At 33.5% G+C, this 3,692-nt stretch carries 4 protein-coding genes; 3 read left to right on the top strand and 1 reads right to left on the bottom strand.

The genetic code is table 11. From position 1 onward, the window contains the following. Both GW534_RS15645 and GW534_RS15640 read left to right on the top strand, forming a co-directional pair. On the top strand, positions 1-185 hold a 185-nt coding region (locus tag GW534_RS15645), incomplete at its 5' end, for a hypothetical protein (RefSeq protein ID WP_210253484.1). A 171-nt stretch (positions 186-356) separates the two neighbouring features. Further along, on the top strand, positions 357-899 hold the full coding sequence (locus GW534_RS15640) for a hypothetical protein (RefSeq protein ID WP_161921893.1): 543 nt from the start codon (positions 357-359) through the stop codon (positions 897-899). 74 nt (positions 900-973) lie between these two features. Here GW534_RS15640 and bglA read toward each other — a convergent pair whose 3' ends face one another. After that, positions 974-2,413 carry a 6-phospho-beta-glucosidase BglA gene (gene bglA / locus GW534_RS15635; protein ID WP_161921892.1) on the bottom strand — a complete coding sequence of 480 codons (1,440 nt, stop codon included), beginning with the start codon at positions 2,411-2,413 and terminating at the stop codon, positions 974-976. A gap of 250 nt (positions 2,414-2,663) precedes the next feature. Here bglA and GW534_RS15630 point away from each other — a divergent pair, with 250 nt between their 5' ends. Further along, complete coding sequence (locus GW534_RS15630) at positions 2,664-3,392, top strand: MurR/RpiR family transcriptional regulator (protein WP_161921891.1); 729 nt, start codon at positions 2,664-2,666, stop codon at positions 3,390-3,392. Positions 3,393-3,692 lie beyond the last annotated feature (300 nt).

Genomic DNA, 3,692 nt, shown 5'->3' with positions numbered 1-3,692 from the left:
TGAATTTGGAAGGAGGGGAGATAATGAATATCGTAGCAAAAGGAGATGGAATAGGTTCATCGAAATTCGAACTTTGGCTCTTTAAATTTTTACACGTGCTCACATTCAAAAAATCCCTCTATGTAAAAAAGGTGATTTGCCAAATTGAGGCAGATATTGAAGCGAAGAAAAATAAACATGTGTAATAAATCAATACGGAATGAGAGGTTGTCTTTTCAGGCAACCTCTTTTTTTGTTCTACTAAAAATTCTCAAACCATTAATAAATTTAAAAGCCGCATCATATAAATTTTCATATAGACTTATAAACTTCTTATACATTCATCAGGTAATCTCGCTATCCAAAGGAGGATACAGATGAATAAAGAAAATCGCAACAAGTATACCTTTAAAAAAATCGTGAAATCTTACACATTCAAACAAATTGGAAGTTTGCTTTTGTTAATCCTGTTGGCTTTCGGAGTAGATTACTATTTTCGAAAATTGATTGGCTATATCGACAATATAGTAATAAAACAAATCATCCTGTTCATCGGTGTTTCAATCATTCTTTTTGTCTGTAATCTACTTATTTATAATTACGCGAAAAAGAAGGAACAATTTATGCAACACGAAGATTGGGACAAGATGCCTAGCATTGTTTCAGTCTGGCTCATGTTTTCACTTATTGTATTGATTGCCTTATATTTTGCAACACCGGTTGGAAACTTCATTGCAACATACACTTGGATTTTCAATGTCATTGCCTATTATTTTTTATTTTTTATTAATATGATGATCTTATCCTTTATCCATTTAATTGTGAAACCTTCATTAAGTATCGTGAAAAAATTATTAATCACTTGGGCAAGTTCTTCGGTATTAGTAGCCTTACCATTATTAGTTTTACAAAGTTTTTAAAATTAAAGTGGAATCATCTTTGGCTTCCAATAAACGGAAGTCTTCTTTTTTATAACCAATCTAGAACTGTAAAATTATAATTCTTCCCCATTTGTCTTAATCACGTTTTTATACCAAGTAAATGAATCCTTTTTAAGGCGCTTCATAGTCCCCTTTCCTTCATTATCCCGATCAACATAAATCATTCCGTATCGTTTATTCATTTCACCAGTAGTGAAAGATACGATATCAATGATACCCCATGGTGTATAACCGATTAAGTCTACTCCATCATAGATAACTGCTTTTTTCATCGCTTTGATATGTCCTTTCAAATAATTGATTCGGTACTGATCATGAATAGATCCATCTTCTTCCACATAGTCAATCGCACCAAATCCATTTTCTACAATAAACAATGGAATTTGGTAACGGTCATAGAGTAGGTTTAACGCATACCTTAAACCAGTTGGATCAATTCCCCAGCCCCAATTGCTCGCTTTTATATATGGGTTTTCTACACCTTTCTCTAATTCGCCATTCACAATAAATTCAGATTTTTCTTTAACAGCATCGTGCTTCACTGTCGTAGACATATAATAGCTAAACCCTATAAAATCAACGGTACCATTCTTAAGGATTTCTTCATCCCCGTCTTCAAACTTAATATTATAACCTTCTCTTTCAAATTCTTTTAAGGCATAGTTTGGATAATATCCACGAACTTGAACGTCAGAGAAGAAAAATCTTGTTCTCATGGACTCTTCCGCTAACATGATATCTTCAGGATGACATGAATAAGGATAAACAGGTAAAAATGCAATCATCGCACCAATTTGGAAATCTGGATTAATTTCTTTACCTTTTGACACAGCTAGTGCACTTGCAACAAGCTCATGATGAGCAGCTTGGTACATAACTTCCTTCGCATTTTCTCCTTCTTTCAACGTAACTCCAGAGTTTGTCCAAAGGAAAATTGGATTGCTTGTATCCATTTGATTATTAATTTCATTAAACGTCAGCCAATATTTCACTTTATCTTTATAACGAGTGAAACATGTTTCTGCAAATTTCACGAAAAAGTCCACTAACTTTCGATTTTTAAAACCGCCATACTCTCTGGCTAAATATAAGGGCATTTCAAAGTGGGATAATGTAATAATCGGTTGGATACCATATTTCAGGAGTTCATCAAACACATTATCATAAAATTGTAATCCTTCTTCGTTCGGTTCGTCTTCATCACCTTTCGGAAAAATTCGGCTCCAAGCAATCGATGTTCTTAAACATTTCAATCCCATTTCAGCAAACAGAGCGATGTCTTCTTTATAATTATGGTAGAAATCGATTGCTTCGTGGTTTGGATAAAATTTATCCGGCTCAATTGTCTCAGTAATCTGTCTTGGTACAATATTTGAACCCGCTGTCATAACGTCGACAACACTAGGTCCTTTTCCACCTTTGTCCCAACCACCTTCAAATTGATTTGCTGCTAAGGCGCCACCCCATAAAAAATCTTTTGGTAATGTTGACATATGATTAACTCCTTTTTTAAAATGTTAAAGTAAAAAATTGAGAAACATTTTTTAGAGATTAATAGAAAACTTCAAAATATATCTTATATTGATAATGGAATTAGGTAAATGAAGTGAGGGTATTTAGTATTTATTAACGAAAATAGTGGTTTGTTACATTTTTGAAACATTGTGTTACTTTTATAGTTCGTTTTATGTTATCATGATGGAAAAAGAAGTTTTGCATAAGTTTAAGGAGAATTATGCTCAAATGTTTACCAGTGAGATGATCGCTTCATTTAATGAGTTAGAAACTTCCATATACAATTATGTTTGTCAAAACGCAGAGAAAGTGATTTACATGCGAATCCGTGAGTTAGCAGAGGTAACCCACGTGTCTACCGCCACCATTCTTCGTTTCTGTAGAAAAGTGAACTGTGAAGGGTTTTCTGAGTTTAAAGTGAAACTGAAAATGTACTTAGAAGATCGTAAAAAGACAACAATTAAAAGTGCCAAAAATTCCGTAATCGAATTTCTTGAACGGACATTAAAAGGAAATTTGGATGAACAAATACATGCAGCAGCAAGATTTATAAACGAAGCGGATACAGTTATTTTTATCGGAGTCGGTAGTTCGGGGATCGTTGGGGAATATGGAGCTCGATATTTCTCAAGTTTTCGCAAATTTTCCATGTATATTAAAGATCCATTTTATCCGATTCATTCCATCGCTAAAAATAGTACGACCATCGCATTATCCGTTTCTGGAGAAACTGAAATGACGATTACGCTTCTAAACCGTCTGAAACAAGAGGGAAGTAAAATTGTAAGTGTTACAAACAATAAGTATTCTACCGTTGCAAAAATGTCAGATATCAATATCCCTTATTATGTAACGGAAGAATTCCATGAAAATGCAAACATCACAACACAAATCCCAGCAATGTATATTTTAGAGTCCATGGCACGAGAATTATATAAGCTTAATATCGGGGAATAAAACCCTATGAAAAACTACCATTTATTTTGAAATAGGCGAGTAAATCATATCTCTGTGTATATCTGTATGAACAATTTCTTTACTTCGGGTAAATACGTTGAGTTCCTTTATTTCAAAACACACTTTATTATAGAGTTCCCAAACACCCGCTTTAAGCGTTTCCTAAATTCGAAGAATTTTAACGAATTAACGGGCGTAACATATTTTATATGACTGATATGTTACGCCCGTTTTCTTTCTACTGTAGTCCCGATTAACTGGATATGGAATGAATTTTAGTTTGTACGAAGTAGTGTTTAT

This window comes from Pallidibacillus pasinlerensis (assembly GCF_009996845.1).
Lineage (GTDB): Bacteria > Bacillota > Bacilli > Bacillales > Caldibacillaceae > Pallidibacillus > Pallidibacillus pasinlerensis.
Note: the sequence above shows the minus strand (reverse complement) of the source record. Positions and strands in the feature narration are given on the sequence as shown.

Bases quoted from the DNA above. Each gene is read 5' to 3' on its own strand.
- GW534_RS15640 (WP_161921893.1), top strand. From the start codon at position 357: ATGAATAAAGAAAATCGCAACAAGTATACCTTTAAAAAAATCGTGAAA.
- bglA (WP_161921892.1), bottom strand. From the start codon at position 2,413: ATGTCAACATTACCAAAAGATTTTTTATGGGGTGGCGCCTTAGCAGCA.
- GW534_RS15630 (WP_161921891.1), top strand. From the start codon at position 2,664: ATGTTTACCAGTGAGATGATCGCTTCATTTAATGAGTTAGAAACTTCC.